Raw genomic sequence first — 21,113 nt, 5'->3', positions numbered from 1 at the left:
AAGAAAGAATGAAGCATCATCCCAATGGTATAAAATAATCCGACTCGCTCGTATGCTGGTCGGATTTTCAAGTTTTATAGCACCTTAATAAAACGCCCTTCTTTCCCTAGTTCCTAGTCCTTACATCTTGCACCAGTCCCAACGTCCGCCAGGGAATAAATTCCCACAGCGAGTAGCGAAAGTCCTCCCAAGAGGACTAAAGACTTACGATCAAAAGCTTTCAGTCCTCTTAAGAGGACTTTCGCTATTAGCCCGGAAATTTATTTCCGGGCGGGCTAAAACGGCAGGTGCAAGATCTGAGTAGCCCCTACTTATATAATCCCTAATCAAGCATAAACGCGAGGTTTGCGAGCGCCAGCAGCAGCACCCATCATTGCCGCTGCCAAACCCAGCAAAGATCCAAGTAGAAATGACCAAGCAGCTTTAGCTGTATTACCAGCAATGTCGCGAACTTGATTTGGGTCTAGATTTTGCACTTGATTCGGTATATCAACGCCCCCCTGTTGTTGTACTTGATTGGCAATTTCTCCCGCATTAGCAGCGACAGCGCCAAAAGCACCCGATACTCCACTTGCTAATAACCAAGCACTAAGTGCTAATGTAGTTCCCCAAAGAATTGCCCCATTCAAAAGCGCTGTTTTCTTGGTCATAGCGCCCCAGCTAGTAGCCATCACCCAACCGCCCAAAAATAAAGATATCAGCAAACTGATAATCGACCAAATTCCCACCCCAATACCAACGGAACCTGCATCCGCACCCGTCGCACCCGCGCTTAATCCGAGCGCGATTCCCAAAGCACTCAAAAGCAGTTGAGTGCTGAGTGCGATCGCAATTCCTGCCAAAATTGGCCCCCACCTCACTCGGTCGTGGTAATCCACCACCGGATTGACGATTGTTGGATCAGCGACTTGACTGCCTCGTCGCTCTGGATAATATGTCATAAAAAATTAATCCCGGCTTTACGTTGTTACTTTTTCCATCCATTAAATTGGAATTTTAGTTAATAATTATCATTAAGTTATCTATCCCTGGGCAGAATATTTTTAAATTGCCAATTTCAACTATCAAAAGTAATATTTTGGTAATAAAGTTAGTGTAAAATCCGCCATAAGCTAGTTAGAGATGGCATTATTTTTGTTATGCTTAATTTAAATTGCTAAAAACAGATAAAAATGCGTTAATTTTTTGTTAAAACCAAATCAAAAGTAATAGCCGCGCGCTACCGGATTTGTTTCTACCTTTTAACTGATTTATATTACTTAGATATCACTCAGGATCGAAGTTAGATATTAGCAACCAACTCATCCCTTTTACGGTGCATCCGATTGGAGGAAGCTGAAGCAATGGCTATTTTTAACGGCACACCCGGTAACGATTTACTCGAAGGCACCCCCAATGCCGACACCCTGTTAGGATTTGCAGGCAATGACACACTTTTTGGTCGCGCCGGACATGACTTGTTATCCGGTGGCGAAGATAAAGACCTGCTATTTGGCGACTCAGGAGACGATACCCTCTTTGGTGGGGATGGAGATGACCTGCTATTTGGCGGTACTGGACCAGAGGATAATTTTAGCGGCATTACCAGGGATGTCCTCTATGGTGACGCCGGAAACGATACGCTTTATGGTTTAGCGGCGGAGGACTTGCTGCAAGGTGGCGATGGTAACGACTTGCTGATTGCCAATAGTGGCAACGATACAGTCAAAGGTGGCGACGGCGATGACCTAATTCGGGGAGGTCAAGGCGCAGACCTCTTATTTGGCAATGCAGGGAAAGACAGTCTCTACGGCGACTTAGGGGACGATACCCTCTTTGGGGGGGATGGCGATGACCTGCTATTTGGGGGTCAAGGAGAAGACGCCAATTTTGGCGGTCAAAGCGCGGATGTCCTCTATGGCGAAGCGGGTAACGATACGCTTTATGGTCTAGGAGGGAAGGATGTGCTGTCGGGTGGTGACGGCGATGATGTCATCAGCGGCAAGACGATGATACAGTCAGAGGCGGCAATGGCAACGATACGCTGTTTGGAGGCAAAGGCAACGACGTACTGTTTGGCGATGCTGGTAACGATCGCCTGTTGGGTAACTTGGGTGCAGATACGCTGACAGGCGGTGCGGGAAACGATGCCTTTGTCATGGGCAGACGCTTTGATACTCCCGGTTTTCGCACCACGGGTGGCCCCACGCTGACCGATGCTGACTGGATTTTAGACTTTACTTCCGGTGAAGATGTCATTGAATTAATTGGCGGTTTGACGTTTGAAGAACTGAATATTTTTTCAGGCAACGGTGCTTACGCAGGCAACACAATTATTCAAGATAAAGGAACGGGCGAGTATTTAGCAATTCTTCAGGGAGTTAACGATATAATCGATCCCGTCTCTGACTTTAATCCACCTGGAATTGCCGACCCAATTACACCCCCAGCTTCCCTCAGCACTTTACAATTATTCAGAATTAATGAAGATGGCACGCCTGTGACTGCGGTGAATATTACGCGCACGGGTAGCAGTATTGGGGAGGTGAGTGTAAAAGTACTGCTCAACGGGGGTACTGCGATTGGTGGTGCTACTCCTTTAGCAGCACCAAAAGATTATGACAATAGCTTTATTACAGTTAATTGGGCAGATGGAGATAAAGCAACAAAAACGGTCACGATTCCCCTGCATGACAATACAGAGGTCGATGGAAACAAAACCGTTAATTTAACTTTATGTTTCCCCACAGGAGACGCAATACTTGGAGATCAGAATAGCGCTTTTTTGACGATTGTAGATAACGACAGCGGCACGCCAAACCCAAACCCAAACCCAACAAACCCACCGATTTTGGTACTCGATAATGATGCCGCAATTCCCGATGATACGGGTATAGTTCACTTCGGCATTACGACAGTTGGCACCGAGGTTGTCAGGACTTTAACTGTGAAGAATAGAGGGACATCTGATTTTAACTTGGGTACGCTTAACTTACCCAATGGTTTCAGTTTGGTGCGTGGTTTTGATAGTCCCACGTTAGCAGCAGGTACTCAAAAGGATTTCTTCGTTAAACTCAATGCTGAGAATACGGGCATCTTTAATGGCACTTTTTCATTTGGCAATAATCGAAACCCGTATGATTTCACCCTGCGTGGCATTGTTAGTAACCTTACCGACTCATACAGATTGCCAGAAATAGAAGTGAGGTATGGAACGGTTGAGATTTTAGATACAGACACAGAAGCCGTTAACTTTGGCACGACGAGGTTAGGGACTCCGATTCGCCAAACATTTACCATCACAAATACAGGCACTGGATCGCTGCTTTTAGATGGTTGGCAATTGCCTAGAGGTTTTAGCTTTGTGGGAACTTTACCGAGTGCGATCGCTCCCGGCACTTCAGATCAGATTACAGTAGAACTAGATGGTCGTATAGCTGGGAATTTCCAAGGACTGCTGGGCGTCGGCACCAATGACGCAGATGAAAAATCTTTCGATTTCCCTATTACCGGCACAGTCACAACTGGACAAGAATTAACTGCACAAATCAGCAATTTTGACTTGATTACGCGGACATTCATTCAACCAAATGAAGGCAATACTTCCAGCAGTGAACCCAGCAACGTTGACATCACTAATAGTGGGAATACTGGAAATTCAATTGACTCGAGTAACAATTTCTCTCAACCTTTTGCAGCTCCAGCTAGATCGATTGACCCGACGATTGCGACTAATCTATCCCAGGGAAGCATAAATTATTCAACTTTTGTGTCTTTTACAGACCCACAAACACTCGCTCCGATGCAAAACATGAACCAAAGTGCAAGTTCATTCCTTAATGCTTCCGACTTTCGCGCAATTTAATTGCACCGCCAAATGGGTGACCTGAGAAACCCTATTAATTACATGGCTTATTTGTAGGGTGCGTTAGCCGAGAGTACGGCACCATCCCCTAATATTTAAATTATAAAATTCATCTACCCACAGATAGAACCCTAATATTTAAATTATAAAATTCATCTACCCACAGATAGAAAAAAAATTTTTACACGCTGAATCGATTATTTTTAATTTGCTGAATCCTTCACAAGAAGGAAGCATTAGAACTGATATCTATCTAAAGTAGGTGTATAGCTTGATTTACATAGTACAGGAAACGACAATGTTACTTTACAAAATTGAGGATTTTAATCCCAACTACCGCCAAGAAGCTTTTGATGGCGACGATATCAAAGGGCTAAATGTGTATGCCGGAAATACGAATGATAAAATAGGCACTATCGATACTCTGCTGGTAGATGAGACAGGACGTTTCCGATATTTTGTCCTAGACACAGGTGCCTGGATTTTTGGCAAAAAAGTTTTACTTCCCATCGCTCTTTGTCGCCTTGATTTTAATGCGCGGCGCGTTTAAGCTACAGGTTTGCGGAGTAAAAACCAAGTGGAAAATCTACCCAGGTACGAGCATGGGATGGCAGTTGATTACGATTATGAAGAACAAGTGCGGGGTATTTATCGGACTCCGACGGTAGAAGCGTCTGTACCAGTAGAAGCATCATTACCTTTAGACGCAGCTGCTCGAACTTATATGGCTGTAGAAACATCACCTCCAGTTTCTACACCGCATCCTGTCTCTTCTCAAGCTAGTAATGCTGCTTATGACCGGGATACTTATACTTACGAGCGAGAGCCTGCATTGTATCAGATGAACGAACGGGATCATCAAAAACTCAGACTGTACGAAGAACGATTAGTTGCAGATAAAACCCGTCGCAAAGCTGGTGAGGTAGCTATTGGCAAGCGAGTTGAAACCGAAACGGTACGACTCGAGGTTCCTGTAGAAAAAGAGCGAGTTATCATTGAACGAATTACTCCAGAAGATGCAGGGACTCCAGTAACTCCAGATAACGCCTTCAAGCAACAAGAAATGGCACGTTTGGAAATTTACGAAGAAACTGCCGATATTAAAAAGCAAGCCTTCGTGCGCGAGGAAGTGCAAGTCAGAAAAGAAGTTGCACAAGATACGGTTGTGGCAACAGACACAGTACGTCGCGAAGAGTTAGACGTAAATACAGATGCGAACAAAATTAATTCGCTTTAACTCAGCCAAATAGTCTCGCTAAAACTGCAAAAAAAGGAGGAGATTTTCTCATGTCTAATCCCTGGCGTATGCCGTTGATGGGTGTAGCATTTTTAGCTTTAACCTTTGGTGTCGGGGCCACTGGTTTTTTAGAAAATTCTCAGCCAGTGGTAGCTCAACAAGCTGAATCAACATTTCCTGACGTTCCACCTGATTACTGGGCGCGTCCGTTTATTCAATCCTTAGCTGAAAAAGGCATTATTACCGGATATCCAGACGGAACGTTTAGACCAAGACAGGCTGTGGATCAAGATGAATTTTCGGCGATGATCCGCCAAGCTTTTGAGCGAGCAAGGATTAGAAACATACCGAGTGGAAGTTACTTTAATGATGTGCCTCAAGGCTATTGGGCAGAAACTCCGATTCAAGAAGCTTATGAAACGGGATTTATGAATGATTTTCCCGGCAATGAGTTTCGTCCAAAGCAGCCATTGACTAAGGCAGAAGCATTACTTGTGTTAATCAGGGGTTTAAATATGGATTACAATCGCCCTGTTGCCACAACTAATCAAGCTGCTGCGACTCCAGCAAGTCCAACTCCTGTAAATCAAGGTCGAAGAATTGCGAGGAATCCTTTGGCATTTCCCCTCGCCGGAACTCTTTTGATGCAGCCTTTATTACCTGTAATAGCGAAGCAGCCGCCTGCACCAGCGCCTGCTAAGACGGTTCCACCCACAACGACAACAACTGCAACTGCGCCTTCTAGGATTTCGGCATTAGAGTTTCTCCAATCGTATTATCAAGATGCCGAACGGATTCCTGAAAATGCGGTTAATGAAGTCGCAGCAGCGACGCAGGCAAATATAGTGGTCAACTATCCAAATCCGAGAGTTCTTAATCCGAACGAGTTGCTCAGTCGTGGGAGTGCTACGGCGCTAATTCATCAAGCTTTGGTCAATCAAGGTCAGATAGAACCGCTTCAAGACCAGGAGGCTGCTAGGTACATTCCTAATAGTCCACGTCGCTAGTTTTGCGATCAAAATTTACTTTTTATAGAGCAGTTAGCGAAAACCCCGTGTTTTTAAACCGGGGTTTTTCCATGATATGTCCGGTCGATTACCCTTAATTAGGAGTAGGGACACGGCATTATTAACGTTATCTGTTTTTCCCAAATTTCTATCCTGCCGTGTCCCTACGCAGCTTTGAAGCCATCTTTATTAAAGATTGTGGACTGCGTTCGCTCTACTCGTGCGGTCGGCATATCGCTTATCCTGCTAACTACTCCTCTACCCAATTGAGTAACCCCAGAGAAGTAACGGCGCCAAAAAAGTGAGCGCCAATCATATTGACGTTTGCCAGGGTGACAAAAACATCTAGGGAACGGATCGCATTTTCCGGCGTATAAGTTGCTGCGATCGCTTGCGGTTGAGCGAGAGTTTTCGCTAAAACTACAGCCACTGTTTCTTCAGAGGCAACAAACGCGATTAATAGCCCCACCAAACTAGAAATTAATCCAATCCGTAAGGTTTGAATAACGTCTTCCTTGCTGGGATGGAACTGGGGATTGGCTGCTGGCAAACGTCTGCCTAAAAGCCGATAGCGAAAATCCCAAAAAATTCTAAAGCACAGCAATAAAATGCCAACAATCGCTAAAAATATGCCGAACCCAATCCCGGCATTATTGGTTGGCTCGCTCATGTTGCGGCTAAACATGGCAAATAATAAAGCCATGCCGGAAACAGCACCCAACACTAACTGTATCCAGAAGCTAAACCGACTGAAAAAGCGAAAAGTTGCGACGAATTCGGGTTGGGTCAGCGGTTGAGATAAGGATTCTGATTGATTCATAATAAACACCTTCTTGCTGAATAAACTAATGTCATGTCCAGTAGCAACGGTTGTGTAACTGCTAATAGCTAATCGCTAATGGCTGCTCTTGGAGGCAATTGACAAGCTTGCAATTAGCAATTAGCAATTAGCCATCCATACACTACCGACACCTAAGGACATGATATGATTCGTTTTACTGCCTAATTCAAAAAGACTTGACCATCTGTTTGAATTCTTAAAGCCCCTTGGTTGTCATCAAAGTCTGTCTTTTCATTCAACGAGATTGCCAGCATCCCCGTCGCAGAACTAGACATGGGTATAACTTCGAGCAATCCTCCATCTTCGCGCACCATTGTGACAGTGACAGGCGTTGGTAGATTTTGCAGCACAATTTCTTCTCCACCTGCTAGCGTTCGGGGTTCTGTATGCCCAATCGCTTGATAGGAAATCGGCGCATTTGTGTCGTTTTTTAATTTCACGCTTACCTGACCTGCCATTGGTGTGACAGCGGCAATCGGACTCTGTGTGGTTTCTGGCAAAGGTGGTTGTATGGAAGTCGTTCGCCTCACAGGAGTTACCATATTTTGGCTTAACCCTTGCTGACTCAATCTTTGATTTGCAGCATTAGGCGAACATTCCTGGGGAACCCGAACATTACTGTTATCAGGTTCTTCGTAGTAAATGCCAGGACAGGGACTGAGTGTAGTATAAGGAGTTGCTGACGCAACAATAGGAATGGTTGGCAGACCGATTAATAGAGTTCCAGAGATAATTTTTAATATCCCTGGTTTTGGTGTCAAGCGATTGAGTTTATACATAAATACCTCCGGTTGCACCCTTGCGATCGCAGAATTTTTACTGTTTGGTAGGATATCCACTAGCAACGGTAGTGTATAATTTTTGATGCTGTAGGGGCGGGTTTTACCAGCCATTCTGTGGAATCACGAGAAATCTTTTTAAACCCGCTCCGGCTCAACTACCGATGCTATCCGACATGATATGACTTGAGCAAAAGTCATATGGCCTCGGATAGGGTTTAAGCATTAACCGCATCACCATAATTTTAAATTAAACCTCAATAATGCAAAACTCGTGGCTCTTTAGATAGAAGATATATTTTTAAATTTATTACTTTAGGCATATGTTTAAAGCCTGTTGCAGTACCAAATCAAATAATTACTTCATATGCCACAAAGAAGAATGAGGTACACCGCAAGGCAAGTGTAGCGGCACCCTTAAGGGTGCCGCTACACTTGCCTTGCGCCAAAAGGCTGTACCTCAGATGATGTCCGCTAGCAACGGTAGTGTATAGTTTTTGATGATGTAGGGGCGGGTTTTACCAGCCATTGTGTAAAATCACGAGAAATTTTTTTAAACCCGCCCCGGCTTACGGTACCGATACAACCGGACATAATATCACTCATTTGCAATCTGCTGTAATAGGTTGGATACTGCCGCGATTCGTTCATAATAAATCTTATTTTGAAATATCAACCCCTTGCTCTTGTTTCAACCCATACCCAGTGGCGATTAATTCCTGCAATCGCTTGATGAAACGTGCCACTGGCGCACCGTCTGTCACGTCATGGTCAAACAGCACCGTCAGTCCGACGTACTCACGAACGACAATCTGGTCATGCACAATGCCGGGTCGTTTGGCGATCGCTCCCACTGCCACAATCAAAGGATGGATACCGATGGGAATGCCCCAATTCATCCCACCTTGACCGAGCATTCCCAGGGCGGTTACCGAAACTGTACCCATCATGCGCTTGAACAGAAAAGGATTGCGAAACAATGGTTGCCAGAAGAACCAATCGCGCACAAATCTTGGCAACATCGTCGAAATTTTTGCGATCCAGGCGGCGCGGGTGGAACCAATTTGCACTTCTCCTACGGCGACAGGTGATTGTTTCGCGGTACGGATTTCTGAGCTTATAACAGCAACACTTTTCTCATTTGCTTTGCGAATAATATAAGGCATCGGCAGCGTTTCGTCTGCACCGGGGACGGTTCGTTCCACGATTATGGTTACATCTACATCATCAAAAATTACTAACCTTCGTTTTCCCTTGCGGAGTGCATGGATAGATTTATGTTCGCTGACCGCAATAGCAATACACTTAACGATCCAACCCGTAAAACTGATGCTTTGACCAGTCTTTTTCTGCTCGCGGATGGCCTCTCGTGCTGCCGTCACATCAATTTCTAGTAGGATGGGGATATGATGCCGTTTGCTGCCCCAAATCAATGTATCGATGGTCGGGTGACGAAAATCTGGAAACTGGCGTTCCTCAAAACTGCCAATTAAATCTATTTGATGCATCTGTTGTCTCCTCAGATTGCACAATTTGCAGTGGCGACGCGATCGCGCTGCTGCAACTATAATTTTAAGACTTTCCCAAGCAGCAGAAAAACCAGCACTTGGTCTGAGATCCTGTCCGGTTGATTACCCATAATTAGCCGGGACACGGCATGATAAACGTTATCTGTTTATCCGAGATATCTCTGATGCCGTGTCCCTACGCAACGACGGGGTAAGGTTTTTTTATTATGGGCAATTCAACGGACATCATATGAGTGGTGAGACTTCTGCGGCTACAAAGCCAATAAAATAGCGGTGTAAATTCCAGCACCAAGGGCAAATGCCCAAAACCGACTTTCTCTTTCTTCTGGCAATTCTTCTTTGAGGACGTTGAGAATAACTCCTCCAGCTAAAAAGGCAAATAAAACTGCGATCGCAGCTAAACCAATCTCAGTAGCGCTACCCAACACCCACCCCACAATAATAGCTGCTGCTAGTAGAAAGCGTCCGATGCGGTCATAAATTTGCTTGTGATGTTCCCGCAAACCAGAGTCGTTTACTACAAAGTGCAGCGCCATGGCAAAAGAAAACAACAGCAAACTAATAATGCCCGGTTCCGATGCAGCAGCAGATAGCCAATCAGGGCATTGTAAATCGAAAAAGAAGCAATGTGCAGCCAAAAAACGCCGGGACTGGTGATATCGCCTTTGCCACGCTGACGGGATAATTTTGCCATTCGCTCCAGTCCATAAAATACAGTCAACCCTAACAAAGCTATTAAATAAACCTGGTGTTCTAGATAAGAAATCACCCCTGATTCTACTTGCTCTAATACCGCTTGGTGCTGATTTAATTCCGGTAAAATATGCACAAAAACGTAAGCAACCGAAACCCCACCCGCCGCTGAAAGCCAGCGACTGCGAGGGATAGGAGCAAACCGCAATTTGCCGGAAAATAAGTGTGTCAGCGCTAAACCAATGGCGAGCGCTGCGGATAAAGCTAAAGTATTAATGTTCATATAAATTAATCCTGTTCTAAAGCTTTAATAACTCGGTGATACCGCTCCTGCACATCTTTCTGGTCTTCCTCCTGGGAAATTTGTTCGCGGCTACTATTTAAAATCATCTCCGCGTGACGGCGTAAAGCTTCTCGTTGTTTGGAATTGCCGGTGTAAGTGGCGATGCAAGCTATAGCTTCCAATAAGCGAATCGTCACCGCCACATCTGATTTACTGTACTGGCGAATTTGGTTAAAGGCACTATCGACTAACTTTTCAAATGTCACTCCAAGAGCTATGACGCGCAAATTATGCTCATCGTCGTAGCGATAGGGCGAGGGAAAATCCCTTTGAGCGAGGCGAGATAATCCGGCGCTGAGTCGGTCGATGCACCGAATCGCGGTAAATCGTTGATACCAGGAGAAATCGCACGCAACGCAATTTCAACTAACTGATCGATCGGAAATTGTACATCCTGATATTCAGTTTGTTCTTTGCCCAAAATAAAAGCATCGTTAATCTGTTGGTTCAGGTTCTGATTCACCCGTTCTCCCGGCAAAACCATCGCTAAATCGGTGCCCTTGACGATAAACTTTCCCGGTCGAGTTTTAACCCTTACAAGCAAATTGTACTGACGGGCAATTTTCATTAATTCGTCGTCATCGATTGCTTGCAAATAACCATCGCCAGTGGCTTTGATTGGACTTGCTTCCGAGTCAAAGTTTGCTGGTATTTCTCCAACTTGTCGCGGGTAGTTCGCTTTATCATCGCCGATTTTTTCGGGGAATAGTCTATCTATTGCTTTGTCTAAATCTGCACTAACTTGAGCAATCACATGGGACGCTTGAATAATGGTTGAAGCATGATGGATAAAGTAAATTAGCACGCCGATACTGGCAATTGCCAATCCGGTACCGACTGTAACCGAGAGTTGGGGTACAAACTCGTTGTATTCTTCTCCTTCTGAATGAATTGTCCGCAGTACGAGTAAAGAGTAAATAAACGTGGCGATGAAAGTGCCAAGCACGATTTGATTCCCCGTATCTTGCATAAAATTACGCAGCAATCGGGGGCCAAAATTTGAACTCGCCAGAGTCAGCGCCACAATAGTAATGGAAAAAGCTGTAGCGACAACGCTGACCATTGAACCCGCTACCGATGAAAGAAGCGCGCGCGCACCATCCGTTCCACCCGTGTAAATCCACCCCCAGTTTGGTACATTACCCTTGCGGTCAAGCGTCAGCATTGCAATCGCTAAAATCATCGACCCCACCGCCATCAATGTCGGGATAAACCAGTAGCTAGAGTGGAGCGAATCCCAAAGTTTGCTTAACTTGACATTTTTCATGAGTTGTGCTGGGGTTAAGATTGTCCGTTGTCGTTTTGTGGCGATCGCAATTCAATCAGTTTTCGCAAGGAACCGCCAATGCTGCGGGGTTTGGGAACTGCGCCATTACCAGCGGGCCATCCTTCCCGTTGCAGAGAGCGAACGCCATCGGTTTCTTCGGTTTGGTCGTGAAACAAAATTTGCTGCGTCGGAAAGGGCAAGTCAATGCCATTAGCAATCAGCTTTTTCTTAATCGCAGACAGCACCTTGTCCCGCGAGTCAAGTGCATCTGCCCATCGCGGCGGGTTGATCCACCATCGGGCGCGAATATTGACGCTACTTCCTGCAAGTTCCAGCACCAGCGCGTCAGGAGCAGGGTCTTTCAAAACTTCATCGACACTGTGCATTGCTTCCAGGATTAACTGTTTGGCTCGGTCAATATCGTCGCCGTAACCAATACCAATGTCGTACTCCAATCGGCGGTTTTCAAACGCGGTGTTCACAGTAACAGAATTGGTGAACAATTCGGCATTGGGAATTACAATCCGGCGACCATCATAAGTTCTGATGGTTGTAGCGCGAGTCTCAATATTTTCTACCGTTCCCTCAAAGTTTTTAAACACAATTTGGTCATTGATTCGGAACGGTTCCGTCAAAAGAATTAGGATACCAGCAAGGAAGTTTTGTAAGATATCGCGAAAGGCAAAACCAATCGCTACCCCGCTAATTCCCAGCAGTTGCACCAAATCGCCCGCTCTAAATGTGGGAATTACAATCGACAAGGCAACAAACAAACCAACCAGAACAGTAATACCCTGGGCTAACCTTCCCAACACCAGACCCAAATTCCGGGCCTGGCGGTGGTGGCGGGTAACCCGTCTGACCAGTTTCTTAATCGCCCTGCCAACAAAGAAAAAGATGGCAAAGACAATTAACGCCAGAACCATGTTCGGCAGCAGGACAATAAAGTCATTAATCATGCTTTGAATCTTGTCCCAGACTGCGGATATTTCTGCTCTCATGAATCTTCCTCGCGCCTCATTCGTTGTTGATGTTAGTAAAAAGTAGCGAGGTAAAACTCTATCTGAAGGCTGTAGATTGGTGTGACGCAAGGCTGATTCAGGTCATATTCATCCTATGCTTCATTCACCAACCATGTTCCGATGACTTGTCCCATGCCGATAGGTTGCTCCACAAAACCAAGTTTCGCATAAAATTCGGGAACATCATCTGTAAATAAAAAGACGTGTTGCCCCTTTAATCGACTTAGTAGATTTTGCATCATTGTTGTTGCAATGCCCTGACGACGATACGTGCTGAGTGTCCAGACATCGACAACATAAGCATTGCAAACACCATCAGACAAAACGCGGGCAGTGCCAACAATTCGATTATCGGCATAGGCAACACAGGCAGCGTAGCTATTTTCAAATGATGTTTTAAGCTCTTCTGGACTGCGCCCATTATCAAAAGCATCTTCGCATAATGTTGTTTTCATCTCATCCCAATCAACATTATCTAAATCAGTTTTGTAGATGATTTCTAGCATTTCAAAATAAGAATTTTGATGTTGGATTATGTGCTTCAACTGGAAAATCACTGTAGTCGCCCATTGCCCCAGACTGCGATCTAGTCTGCGTTCAACGCTTTGCGGAACACGATCTTATCATCGCCTGCTGCCCAGTAGTCGCGGATGCGCGCTTCCTGCTCAAAGCCACACTTGATGTAGAACGCCCGCGCGCGATCGTATTTCGCCAATCCCGATGTTTCGACCAGCAACAGACGTTCGCCGCGCGATCGCAATTCATTTTCCAAATGCTGTATCAACGCCGTTCCGCGTCCCCGTCTTTGATAGTCCGGATGCACGGCGATCATATATACATACCACGTCCGATCCGCCATCGGATCTGGCGCGTAGTAGGCGACGCCGCACGGTTCGCCCTCCTCTTCGTCAGTGACCCACACGTGACCATCATCGAGGTTGCCGCTGAAGTAGTCCGCCAGCACTTTGCCCAGCGCCTCGGTTTCGTTCGCGGCGAACATCTCTGCCGCCACAGCTAGGGCGATTAGCGCCGCCGAATCATCCGGCGTCGTCGGTCGGATCATGGGGAACTCCAGTGGTAACCGTTTGCAAAGGTCAAAAATTAACCTGATCTGGAAAAACTAGCTACTGTCAAACCTGTAATATCATGTCCGGTAGCAACGGTTGTGTAACTGCTAATAGCTAATCGCTAATGGCTAATGTCAGGAAAAATACTATATTAGCAATTAGCAATTAGCAATTAGCCATCGATACACTACCGATCTCTCGCGGACATGATATAACTATCCGTTCGCAGCAGCAATAAAAATAGTGATAGCTGCGATCTATGCATTTGGAATAAGCATTTTGCCCCTGCGCTTTCTCATTTCAGTAATTCGCATATTCATTTTGGTATTTTCCGCAAGCCAAATGGCAATTTACTTTCTCATTTTACCCGTTGGCTTTCTGATTTCAGTAATTCGCGCATTCATTTTGGTAATTTCCGCAAGCGAAACGGTAATTTACTTTCTCAGTTTACCCCTGCGCTTTCTGATTTCAGTAATTCCCGCATTCATTCTCGTTCGGCGGCTGACTGCAATATTAGTAGATGAATGGAATCAACCTCCAAGTTTTCGCTTTGTAGATGTTGTATTGCTCTGGAAATGTTGTTACTAGCATTTCTTCCTCTGCTGGGATGCGGTAAAAACGCGATCGCATTCCTATGCCCGCAACAAGTAACAGCACAATCCAATTAGCGATCGCTAAACCTGCGCCAATTTCCATTAGGAATGTCCCCAGATAACCAGGATGTCGAATGATGTTATACGGAGCTTGGTCAACGATGCGCTGAGCTTCAACAATTTGCAATGTTCTGGTGTAAAACTCACCGAGTGTATTAGCAGCCCAGTACCGCATGACAAGTCCAGCAAGCATAAGTAGTAGCCCTAGCCAGCCAACATATCCACTATGCCAATATCCAATCTGATAGGCATTCAAGATTGGAGCAAACAGAACAAGGAGGATATTGAATAAACCACTAATCCAAAGGATTCGAGAACTGCCACGATCGGATGCACCAGCTTGAAGACTGAGGGCTTTTTCCCCTTTTCTTAACAAACGCTCAATGACAAAGTAGCAAACAATAAAAAGGTATGCCAGAGCAGCCGTAATTGTCATACCATTCCTTACTGCACTTGGTTGCTCTCTCAGTATAAACCGCACCCATGACCTCTGCTGTTATGCCGCAAGTCCTCAGTGGGGATTTCAGGTTGAGAATTGAAGCCTGTCACAAGTAGCAGCGCTTTTTCGTCTTATGAATAGAGGTTGTAGAACGAAGAATCAACGATGAAGTTACTTGAGATTCAATCGAGTGTTCGCCAAGAGGGTTCGATTTCGCGCTGCTTGAGCGATGAGTTTGTCCAAGCTTGGCAAATGTCTCATTGCGGAATTCAGCACAAAAAGCGCGATGTTGGGATAAATCCACCTGCTCATCCAACGGGACTTTGGACAAAGGCGAATTACACTTTGCCAGAGAAGCGATCAGATCAAATGGCAGCCGCATTAACTGAATCAGAGAAATTGATTGAAGAGTTACTCTGGGCAGATCGTCTCTTGCTGGGCGTGCCAATGTATAACTTTAGTATTCCATCTACCCTAAAGGCATATTTGGATAATGTTGTCCGCATCAATCGCACCTTTACCTTCGATCCGGCAACCTATACCTTTGAAGGACTGGCAAAGGGTAAAAAAGCCCTCATCATTACGCCAAGTGCCGGAAATTTTGTTGTAGGTACGCCCCAAGGTGAAATGAATTTCTGCGATACTTATTTGCGCTCGCTGTTGGGATTCATCGGGATTGATGATGTAACGGTTGTACCCGTACCCGATCAATTTATGTCAGACGAAATTCGGCAACGAGAGATTGCAACTGCGCGAGCCAAACTGATGAAGTTAGCAACAGACTGGTAGACTATGGAACGCCTAGAAATATTTAATCAGCATCGTTCCTTGCTGTTTGCGATCGCATATCGGATGCTTGGTAGTGCCACCGATGCAGAAGATATGGTGCAGGAAGCCTGGATACGTTGGCAATTGACCCAAGCGATCGCCCAATCTCCCAAAGCATTTCTGTCAAGTCTCATCACCCGTTTGTGTATCGATCGGCTTCGTTCTGCTCGCGTACAAAGAGAGAAATATGTCGGGATTTGGTTGCCAGAACCTTTGATGACCGACGGGATTAACGCTCTGGGAGACAATGCTGAATTAGCAGAGTCGTTATCCTTTGCATTTCTCATGCTGCTCGAATGTTTATCCCCAACCGAACGAGCAATCTTTTTGTTGCGCGAAGTTTTTGACTATGATTACTCAGAGATTGCTAAAACAGTTGGCAAGAGCATTCCGAATTGCCGTCAAATTGTGCGTCGTGCGCGTCAACATCTGGTGATTCGCCGACCCAGCATCAGCCTATCTCTTGAACAAAAAGAGGAAATTATCGAACAGTTTTTGATTAGTTGGAATCAAGGCGATCTGCATAAACTCATTGCACTCATGGCAGAGGATATCACCTTCTTCTCAGATGGGGGTGGTCAAGTAACAGCAGCACAGCGACCGTTACAGGGTTGTCAAAAAGTAGCTCGCTTCTTGGTCGCAATTCGGCGGAGTCGGCTGATCCCTACATTCAGTTCTCAAATTGTTTGGATTAATCATCAACTTGGAATTTTGAATACTATGGAAGGGAAACCTCAAAGCACTTTTAGTTTTGAATTTTCAGGTCAAAGCATCCAAGCAATTTTTGCAGTTGTCAATCCAGAGAAGCTAAAAGCAGTTAATGGGATATGACCCAACCATGCCTGAAACCCCTAGCCTCTAGTCGATACCGATTCGAGCTACCAGTCCGTCTCTATCTGGGGTTGAAGCCAATTTCGCTCCGGTTTTTGTCCAAGTCTCAATTATGAAACGGGTGGTCATGCGCCCCAATGGGAAAACTCGGACTACTTTAATCAACGTTTGGCAGATTTTGCCAACGCGATCGCATAGGACTCAAACGCGAACATCTTGAATCGCTGCCATTCATAACGTTTATCAAGCAGCGATCGCTCGAGGACATAGCAATGACAACATTCCAGGAATTGCTCAACTTTATAGTTGAATGACAATTTTCCCGAAGTGACTGCCACTTTGCAGGTAGCGATAAGCTTCTGGTGCTTCGTTCAAGAGAAACACTCGATCGATAATCGGTTTGATTTGATGCAATGCGATCGCCCGATTCATGGCTTCAAACATTTCGCGGCTCCCGACATAAATGCCTTGAACATCAATACTTTTTTGCAAAATGCCAAGCCGTGACGGCAGCACAGGGCAATGATGCGCCTTCTTCGTAGGATAGGTGTTCTGGGAGAAGCACAACTCCCTCTTGGCTCAGGACAACATATTCTGCAACAATAAAGATTGATTCTATCTGTTTTGAGATCGCCCAAAGTCATAGGTTTGCCACTGAGTCAAGATAGATGTCAGTTCATCGTCGTGTTGTGCTGCGATCGCTTCAACTTATTTACTTTCTCCATCTCTTTACCCAACAATTCCCTTTTGCTTTAACTCCAAGCTGAAATAAAAGCAAGGCAGTTGTGATTTTTCAAGTCGGCGATCGTTTGAGGATTTCCGTACCGTTTAAGATAGCTGGGCGCAGCACAAACGATGAATTTGGCACAGCAGGGAGCCGATATAATTGCCTGCGATATTGCTCAACAAATCGAGATCGGCAAACGGGTGATGCTGACTTCAACAACTTAAACTGCTTTTTCAGCAAGCCCTACTTAGCACAATTTTCCTTGGGCGATCGACTTTCGCAATCGCCAAAGAAACAGCCCTGCTACAACAGCGATCGCCACTGATTGCCCGAGCCAAAGCCCTACACTACCCATCCCCAGATGAAACCCCAATCCATATCCCACCGATAAGCCTACACCCCAATAGCCCAACACATTCAGCAGCATGGGAACTTGAGTATCTTGCAGACCTTGCAAAGAGCCATATACTGCTTTTTGGAAACCATCTAAAACTTGAGCGATCGCAGCAATAATCAAGAGTGGTAGTGCCAAGGTGATGATAGCTGAATTCTCCGGATTTTGCACGTCTAAGTAAATGCCAATGACCTGTTTTGGGAAAACCAAAAAGACGATCGAAATACCCAGCATAAAGATCGTACTAATGCTCATACTTACCCAAGCGGCTTGCTGAATGCCCATGAAATCGCGCCGTCCCAACCATTGCCCAACTCGTACTGTCGTTGCGTAGGAAATCCCCAACTTGCGATCGCTATCCGTTTTTCCATTGGGTTTCTCCTGGGTTTCATGTTGTTGCCACAAATCTGTTTGACGATTTTCGGCTTCAATTCGTCATGGGGCGCGAGTGCGTTTGCAAAGTGTTCCCTTCGGGAAATCGCTCTCCTCGCGGACTCGCATCTATGTGCAGTCAGTGAGCCATCTTTGGGAACCTAACCTTTTGTTAAGGTTTGTAACTTGATCCAATTACAAATTAAGTGAATCCAGAGCGCTGAACTACTTAGATCTTGCGCGATTGTCAAAATCTTGCTGTAAGTTTCACAAACAGGTCAGAACTCTGATGGTGAAAGCATCTCAGACTGGCAGCACCAATTTATCCAACCGCAAAATCCCGTCTTTGATCGTTTCGAGTCAAGCACTCGGTTGGGAACCGTTGCTGGTGGAAGAATTTCAGCAGCCACCTTCTGGAATAGATATTCCAGAAGGTTATGCAGCGCATTTGATCCCATTGTGTTTAGCACCCCGTCCTCACCGAATTCATCAAGTTGTAGGCGATCGCCGCTACACGGGACTTTACTCCCAAGGAGATATTTCGATTACCCCTGCTGACATTCCTGCTACCTACCGCGCAGAAGGCGAGGATTGTTTTTTACACGTTCAAATCCCTATCCAATTCTTGCGATCTGTCGCCCAGGAAACAACGGAAATCGATCCAGATCGTCTGGAATTGGTAACCGAGTTTCGAGTGCGCGATCCGCAATTGGAACAAACATTGATGCTGCTGCGGGCAGAACTGCACAAAGGCGGAGGTTGGGTGGGGAGGCTTTATGTAGAATCTTTGGCGAACGTACTGGCGGTAAATTTATTGCGCGAGTATTCTACGACGCAACCTCGCGTGCCAATCTATCAAGGGGGATTGAGCGATCGCCAAATCTTGCAAGTGTCGGAGTACATCAGCGTCAATTTAGATCGAGATATTAAATTAGCCGATCTGGCTGCTATAGCAGGAGTCAGTCAATTTCACTTTAGCCGTTTATTCAAACAATCGATGGGCATTTCACCGCACCAATATTTACTTCAGCAGCGAGTAGAGAGAGCAAAACAGATGTTGCAATTTTCTCAAGTTGCGCTCGCAGATATTGCCCTCCAATGTGGGTTTAACAGTCAAAGTCACTTAGGCAAATATTTTCGCCAATTCACCGGAGTTATATCAAATCCGGTTGCATCGGAATGAGCGGCCTTTCTTGGTAATTGCTAATTGCTAATTGCTAATTGCTAATTGCCCCTACAGGTCGTAATTCCGATGCAACGGTCAACGATATTACACCTAGTAATTATCGCAAAGTATGAACTACCCCGCCGTATAGACTGATATCATGTCCGTTGAATTGCCCATAATAAAAAAACCTCACCGCATCGTTGCGTAGGGGCACGGCATGAGAGATATCTCCGACCAACAGATAACGTTAATCATGCCGTGCCCCATGGCGTAGGGGCAGGGCATGAGAGATATCTCGGAGAAACAGATAACGTTAATCATGCCGTGCCCCATGGCGTAGGGGCAGGGCATGAGAGATATCTCGGAGAAACAGATAACGTTAATCATGCCGTGCCCCATGGCGTAGGGGCAGGGCATTATAGATATCTCGGAGAAACAGATAACGTTAATCATGCCGTGCCCCATGGCGTAGGGGCAGGGCATTATAGATATCTCCGACCAACAGATAACGTTAATCATGCCGTGCCCCGTTGCGTAGGGGCACGGCATGAGAGATATCTCCGACCAACAGATAACGTTAATCATGCCGTGCCCCGTTGCGTAGGGGCACGGCATGAGAGATATCTCCGACCAACAGATAACGTTAATCATGCCGTGCCCCATGGCGTAGGGGCAGGGCATGAGAGATATCTCGGAGAAACAGATAACGTTAATCATGCCGTGCCCCGTTGCGTAGGGGCAGGGCATTATAGATATCTCGGAGAAACAGATAACGTTAATCATGCCGTGCCCCATGGCGTAGGGGCAGGGCATGAGAGATATCTCCGACCAACAGATAACGTTAATCATGCCGTGCCCCATGGCGTAGGGGCAGGGCATGAGAGATATCTCCGACCAATAGATAACGTTAATCATGCCGTGCCCCATGGCGTAGGGGCAGGGCATTATAGATATCTCGGAGAAACAGATAACGTTAATCATGCCGTGCCCCGTTGCGTAGGGGCAGGGCATTATAGATATCTCCGACCAACAGATAACGTTAATCATGCCGTGCCCCATGGCGTAGGGGCAGGGCATTATAGATATCTCCGACCAACAGATAACGTTAATCATGCCGTGCCCCATGGCGTAGGGGCACGGCATTATAGATATCTCCGACAAACAGATAACGTTAATCATGCCGTGCCCCATGGCGTAGGGGCAGGGCATGAGAGATATCTCGGAGAAACAGATAACGTTAATCATGCCGTGCCCCTACTCATTATGGGTAATCGACTAATTCTCTCTCTGGCTTACAGTTAGGTTTGTAACTCAACCACGAACGCGCGTAGAACGGCAAGTTTCAGGCAGCGCATTGCAATAGCATTGTTAGCCACCGATGGGAGAGCAAAGCTCAATTAATGACCCTTCTCTAGAACGAACATATGCAACCACTTGCCCCCAAGGCTTTGTGGTTGGCTCCTTGATGGAAACTGCACCAGCGGCAACTGCCTTAGCATAGGATGATGCTACGTCATCAGTAACAAAAGCTAATTCAACTCCAAAAGGCGTAGCATTGAGATCGGTTTTTTGATAGTGTCCGTCAAGATTCATTTCACCCATAGCATGTGAGGCAAAAGCAAGCACCGTTTCGCCCGGGTTCAACTCACCATACTGACCAGACTCATGAAAAAAGCGCGTTTCAAACCCGAATGCCTCCTTGTAAAAGGTCAGTGCATCCGCTACCGACGAGACATAGACAATGGTGTAGCCAAATTTCATCTTTTTGCCTTTTCGCTTTCAATATTCAGTAGACCGAAAAGCTTTGCACTGCATTATGTTAGCCCGTTTACAGCGGTTTTCAATTCTTTTGACCACGCCGTAGGGGCACGGCATAAATCAGATTTATTGCTCACCAAAAGGCTTTTGATGCCGTGCCCCTACTAGGGGTTTGTATTTCACCAACCACGGCATAAATCAGATTTATTGCTCACCAAAAGGCTTTTGATGCCGTGCCCCTACTAGGGGTTTGTATTTCACCAACCACGGCATAAATCAGATTTATTGCTCACCAAAAGGCTTTTGATGCCGTG

18 protein-coding genes and 4 pseudogenes are annotated in these 21,113 nt (G+C 45.8%); 8 read left to right on the top strand and 14 right to left on the bottom strand.

Annotation, left to right across the window (positions count from 1 at the left end):
* Positions 1-326 precede the first annotated feature (326 nt).
* Positions 327-941 carry a hypothetical protein gene (locus tag MiSe_RS32670; RefSeq protein WP_226587974.1) on the bottom strand — a complete coding sequence of 205 codons (615 nt, stop codon included), beginning with the start codon at positions 939-941 and terminating at the stop codon, positions 327-329.
* Positions 942-1,343: 402 nt separating this feature from the next.
* Here MiSe_RS32670 and MiSe_RS32665 point away from each other — a divergent pair, with 402 nt between their 5' ends.
* From MiSe_RS32665 to MiSe_RS32650, 4 genes and pseudogenes are all read left to right on the top strand, one after another.
* Positions 1,344-2,108 (top strand): calcium-binding protein, encoded by a 765-nt coding sequence (locus MiSe_RS32665; protein ID WP_264196743.1) that lies wholly within the window; start codon positions 1,344-1,346, stop codon positions 2,106-2,108.
* Entirely contained in the window at positions 2,024-3,844 is a 1,821-nt protein-coding gene (locus MiSe_RS32660) for a choice-of-anchor D domain-containing protein (protein WP_264196744.1), read from the top strand. Before MiSe_RS32665 ends, MiSe_RS32660 begins: the two co-directional genes overlap by 85 nt.
* Positions 3,845-4,142: 298 nt before the next feature.
* Positions 4,143-5,081, top strand: a pseudogene (locus tag MiSe_RS32655) (DUF2382 domain-containing protein).
* A gap of 50 nt (positions 5,082-5,131) precedes the next feature.
* A complete protein-coding gene (locus MiSe_RS32650) occupies positions 5,132-6,088 on the top strand; it encodes an S-layer homology domain-containing protein (protein ID WP_226587972.1) in 957 nt (318 codons plus the stop codon).
* A gap of 250 nt (positions 6,089-6,338) precedes the next feature.
* Here MiSe_RS32650 and MiSe_RS32645 read toward each other — a convergent pair whose 3' ends face one another.
* From MiSe_RS32645 to MiSe_RS32600, 9 genes and pseudogenes are all read right to left on the bottom strand, one after another.
* Positions 6,339-6,908 (bottom strand): DUF3611 family protein, encoded by a 570-nt coding sequence (locus MiSe_RS32645; RefSeq protein WP_226587970.1) that lies wholly within the window; start codon positions 6,906-6,908, stop codon positions 6,339-6,341.
* A gap of 182 nt (positions 6,909-7,090) precedes the next feature.
* Entirely contained in the window at positions 7,091-7,708 is a 618-nt protein-coding gene (locus MiSe_RS32640; RefSeq protein WP_444980583.1) for a hypothetical protein, read from the bottom strand.
* Positions 7,709-8,367: 659 nt separating this feature from the next.
* A complete protein-coding gene (locus MiSe_RS32635; RefSeq protein ID WP_226587966.1) occupies positions 8,368-9,216 on the bottom strand; it encodes a 2-oxo acid dehydrogenase subunit E2 in 849 nt (282 codons plus the stop codon).
* A 272-nt stretch (positions 9,217-9,488) separates the two neighbouring features.
* Positions 9,489-10,213, bottom strand: a pseudogene (locus MiSe_RS54120) (hypothetical protein).
* A gap of 5 nt (positions 10,214-10,218) precedes the next feature.
* Positions 10,219-11,540: pseudogene (locus MiSe_RS32620) on the bottom strand (DUF2254 domain-containing protein).
* A 14-nt stretch (positions 11,541-11,554) separates the two neighbouring features.
* Positions 11,555-12,541 (bottom strand): mechanosensitive ion channel family protein, encoded by a 987-nt coding sequence (locus tag MiSe_RS32615; RefSeq protein WP_226587960.1) that lies wholly within the window; start codon positions 12,539-12,541, stop codon positions 11,555-11,557.
* Positions 12,542-12,654: 113 nt separating this feature from the next.
* A complete protein-coding gene (locus tag MiSe_RS32610) occupies positions 12,655-13,068 on the bottom strand; it encodes a GNAT family N-acetyltransferase (RefSeq protein ID WP_226587957.1) in 414 nt (137 codons plus the stop codon).
* An 80-nt stretch (positions 13,069-13,148) separates the two neighbouring features.
* The gene (locus tag MiSe_RS32605; protein WP_226587955.1) at positions 13,149-13,625 is read right to left on the bottom strand and encodes a GNAT family N-acetyltransferase; all 477 of its coding nucleotides are present in this window, start codon (positions 13,623-13,625) and stop codon (positions 13,149-13,151) included.
* Between the two features lie 517 nt (positions 13,626-14,142).
* Positions 14,143-14,718: a methyltransferase family protein gene (locus tag MiSe_RS32600; protein ID WP_226587953.1), complete on the bottom strand. Its 576-nt coding sequence runs from the start codon at positions 14,716-14,718 to the stop codon at positions 14,143-14,145.
* 168 nt (positions 14,719-14,886) lie between these two features.
* Between MiSe_RS32600 and MiSe_RS32595 the strand changes: the two genes are divergently transcribed.
* Together MiSe_RS32595 and MiSe_RS32590 are read left to right on the top strand one after the other, a co-directional pair.
* Entirely contained in the window at positions 14,887-15,510 is a 624-nt protein-coding gene (locus MiSe_RS32595) for an FMN-dependent NADH-azoreductase (protein ID WP_226587951.1), read from the top strand.
* A gap of 3 nt (positions 15,511-15,513) precedes the next feature.
* Positions 15,514-16,380 (top strand): RNA polymerase sigma-70 factor, encoded by an 867-nt coding sequence (locus tag MiSe_RS32590; RefSeq protein WP_226587949.1) that lies wholly within the window; start codon positions 15,514-15,516, stop codon positions 16,378-16,380.
* A 161-nt stretch (positions 16,381-16,541) separates the two neighbouring features.
* Here MiSe_RS32590 and MiSe_RS32585 read toward each other — a convergent pair whose 3' ends face one another.
* The 3 genes and pseudogenes from MiSe_RS32585 to MiSe_RS32575 all read right to left on the bottom strand — a co-directional run bounded on the left by MiSe_RS32585 (position 16,542) and on the right by MiSe_RS32575 (position 17,906).
* Positions 16,542-16,697 (bottom strand): hypothetical protein, encoded by a 156-nt coding sequence (locus tag MiSe_RS32585; protein ID WP_226587947.1) that lies wholly within the window; start codon positions 16,695-16,697, stop codon positions 16,542-16,544.
* Positions 16,681-16,881, bottom strand: a pseudogene (locus tag MiSe_RS32580) (zinc-binding dehydrogenase); the annotation flags it as partial. The gene MiSe_RS32585 and the pseudogene MiSe_RS32580, both read right to left, overlap by 17 nt.
* A gap of 473 nt (positions 16,882-17,354) precedes the next feature.
* On the bottom strand, positions 17,355-17,906 hold the full coding sequence (locus tag MiSe_RS32575; protein WP_226587944.1) for an MATE family efflux transporter: 552 nt from the start codon (positions 17,904-17,906) through the stop codon (positions 17,355-17,357).
* Positions 17,907-18,162: 256 nt separating this feature from the next.
* Here MiSe_RS32575 and MiSe_RS32570 point away from each other — a divergent pair, with 256 nt between their 5' ends.
* Together MiSe_RS32570 and MiSe_RS32565 are read left to right on the top strand one after the other, a co-directional pair.
* Positions 18,163-19,056 carry a helix-turn-helix domain-containing protein gene (locus MiSe_RS32570; RefSeq protein WP_226587942.1) on the top strand — a complete coding sequence of 298 codons (894 nt, stop codon included), beginning with the start codon at positions 18,163-18,165 and terminating at the stop codon, positions 19,054-19,056.
* A 243-nt stretch (positions 19,057-19,299) separates the two neighbouring features.
* Entirely contained in the window at positions 19,300-20,343 is a 1,044-nt protein-coding gene (locus tag MiSe_RS32565; RefSeq protein ID WP_226587939.1) for a hypothetical protein, read from the top strand.
* 66 nt (positions 20,344-20,409) lie between these two features.
* Here the strand turns inward: MiSe_RS32565 and MiSe_RS32560 are convergent, their stop codons facing one another.
* On the bottom strand, positions 20,410-20,802 hold the full coding sequence (locus MiSe_RS32560; RefSeq protein WP_226587937.1) for a VOC family protein: 393 nt from the start codon (positions 20,800-20,802) through the stop codon (positions 20,410-20,412).
* Positions 20,803-21,113 lie beyond the last annotated feature (311 nt).

The sequence above is a fragment of the Microseira wollei NIES-4236 genome (assembly GCF_020521235.1).
GTDB classification, from domain to species: domain Bacteria; phylum Cyanobacteriota; class Cyanobacteriia; order Cyanobacteriales; family Aerosakkonemataceae; genus Microseira; species Microseira wollei.
Note: the sequence above shows the minus strand (reverse complement) of the source record. Positions and strands in the feature narration are given on the sequence as shown.